At 72.2% G+C, this 2,687-nt stretch carries 1 protein-coding gene and 1 pseudogene; one reads left to right on the top strand and one right to left on the bottom strand.

Translation table 11 applies throughout. The features are described 5' to 3' along the window. Positions 1-826, top strand: a pseudogene (locus tag ACFQ87_RS44230) (cytochrome P450); the annotation flags it as partial. A gap of 48 nt (positions 827-874) precedes the next feature. On the opposite strand, the gene ACFQ87_RS44235 reads toward ACFQ87_RS44230, so the two are convergent. Then, complete coding sequence (locus tag ACFQ87_RS44235; protein WP_380616711.1) at positions 875-2,506, bottom strand: purple acid phosphatase family protein; 1,632 nt, start codon at positions 2,504-2,506, stop codon at positions 875-877. Positions 2,507-2,687 lie beyond the last annotated feature (181 nt).

The following is a 2,687-nucleotide window of genomic DNA, read 5'->3' on the forward strand; positions in this document are numbered from 1 at the left end:
CAACGAGTACGTGGTCGCGACCCTGCGCCGGACCATCGCGGTCAAGCACGACCACCCCGGCGACGACCTGACCAGTCGGCTGCTGGCGCACCCGGCCGGGCTGACCGACGACGAGGTGATGGAACACCTGCGGGTGGTGCTGCTGGCGGCCAACGAGACGACCGTCAACCTGATCGCCGACTCGCTGAAGATGGTGCTCACCGACCCGCGTTTCCGCGCCCATCTGTCCGGCGGCCAGATGACCCTGGGCGAGGCGCTCGACCAGGTGCTCTGGGACTCCCCGCCGATGTCGCTGGTGGCCGGGCGCTGCGCGACCACCGACACCGAACTCGGCGGGCAGCAGATCAAGGCCGGGGACTTCCTGCTGCTCGGCCTGGCGGCGGGCAACGTCGACCCGGTGGTCCGGCCCGACCTGGCCACCCCGCTGTACGGCAACCGCTCGCACCTGTCCTTCGGTGCCGGGCCGCACGAGTGCCCCGGGCAGGACATCGGACGGCACGTCGCCGAGGCCGGGATCGACATCCTGCTCACCCTACTTCCGGACCTCCGACTGGCCGTCCCCGAGGAGGAGTTGACCTGGAGCTCGGCCTGGATCTCCCGACATCTGACGGTGCTGCCGGTGGAGTTCACCCCGCGTGAGATCGAGCCGGACCCGGAGTCGGTGGCGGAGGCGGAGCTGGCGGCGGAGGAACGGGCCGCCCGGGCGGAGGAGGAGCTCCAGGTCGCCGAGCGGGCGGCGGCTGCCGCGTCGGCTCCGCCGGCGGCGGCCGTTCCGGCGAAGGGGCGAGGTGGGTGGGACGCGCTCACTGTTTTTTCCCGACGTTGAGCTCGTTGGGGGGGGGTGGTGTCCCCCCTCCCCCCCCCCACCCCGGGCTCAGCCCTCGTCGCCGCTCTCGCCGTCGGTACGGCGGCGGTGCAGGGTGAAGGTGTCCACCGGGGTGAGGTCCCCGTGCGGGCCGTCGAAGGTGTAGTAGGTGACCCGCATCATGGTGGTGCCGCCTCGCCGGTCGCCGGGGTCGACCTCGAAGGCGGCGAAGCCGTGGGTGTGGACGCGGTCCTGGTAGGCGGCCCACGGCGCGTCCTCGGTGAGCCAGATCGACTCCCGGTAGGGGGCGCCCGGGGCGGGCTTGTCCTCCAGGCCTACGACCACCCGGCCCTGGGGCCGGTCGAACAGGTCGTCCTGGGTGGTGGCGGCGTTTCCGCCGGCGCCGATGACCATGTGGACGGTGCCCCGGCCGGTGTCGGCGAGGCTTGGGTCGGTGCCGGTGGGCACCGGGGTGCGGGTGTCGTTGGGCAGGCTACCGCGGACGGGGTGGGAGCGCTCGTAGTAGTGCTCGTGGCCGCTGACCACGAGGTCGACCCCGTAGGCGTCGAACAGCGGGCCCCAGGCCTCGCGCACGCCGAGGTCGCTGCCGGAGCCGTGCTTGGAGCTGGAGATCATCGGGTGGTGCATGCAGACCACGATCCAGTCGATCGCCCGACTGCTCCGGGCCGTACGCAACTCCCGTTCCAGCCATCGCTGTTGGGCACCACCGGAGTAGCCGCGCAGATAGGTCTCGCCGGAGTTCTGGATGGCCGTGTCGTCGTTGGCGAGGCTGATGAAGCGCACCGAGCCGACGGTGAAGGCGTACCACATGCCCCGGGTCTCCTCGTCGCGGTCGGCGGTGGAGTCGGGCAGGGCGAAGTAGGCCTGGTAGCCGAGCGCGCCGATCGGGCCGTTGCCGCTCTCGTTCTCGTGGTTCCCCGCGCAGGGCATCCACGGGCGCAGCCGGGTCGAGCGGCTGTTGTTGATGAACCAGTCGGCCCAGGTGGCGGTGCGGCTCTGGCCGTGGCGGCCGCTGTAGGAGGCGTAGCAGAGGTCCCCGTTGACCAGGTTGAACAGCGGGCCGACGCGTTCGACGGCGGCGACGATGTCGGCGGCGTGCGGGGAGCCGATCTGGCTGCTCATGTACACCGGGTACTTGCCGAGCGGTGAGGGCATGCCGTCGGGGAAGACGAGTTGGCGGCGGAGGTTGGGGGTGGCCTGGTCGCCGAAGCTGGTGAAGGTGAAGGGGGCCCGGCCGCGCGGGGCGGTGGTGAAGCTGCCGCTCTCGGGGCTCGCGCCGTCGTGGCCCGCGGTGTACAGGTAGGTGGTGGCCGGGCGCAGTCCGGTGAGCCGGGCGTGGTGGACGTACACCTCGTCCTTGCCGAGGGCGTCGCGGTAGGTGCGGGTCTCGGCCTCGACGACCCGGCCGTGGCCGCCGTCCGGCGAGCCGAGCCGGACCAGTGGGCGGCGGACGGACTGCGGGGTGATCCAGGAGACGGTCATCTCGGCGGAGGGGTCGGTGCCGAACTGGAGGTGCACTCCGCTCACGCTGGGAGCCCCGATCCGGTGCGGGGTGGTCTGCAGCAGGGGGCTCGGCGCCGGATCGTCCGCCGCGGCCGGCTGGGCGGCCGCACCGCCCGCGACCAGGGCGGCTCCGGCCGCCGACGTGCCCTTGAGGATGGACCTGCGTGCGATCGACATGGCGCTCCGTCTGCCGGGTGGGGATTCGGGACCGCAGCACTGTAGCGACATGGGCATGCAAAGGCGATCGATTTTCTGATGGATGCTCATGTCCGGGTGCCGATAAGGGCGCGGACACGCCCCGGTCCCTGCGGCCCGGGCTTCGGCGGGGCCGGGGGGGGTCCATGGGTTGGGGAATCAG

The organism is Kitasatospora sp. NPDC056531 (genome assembly GCF_042794375.1).
In the GTDB taxonomy this organism is placed as follows: Bacteria; Actinomycetota; Actinomycetes; order Streptomycetales; family Streptomycetaceae; genus Kitasatospora.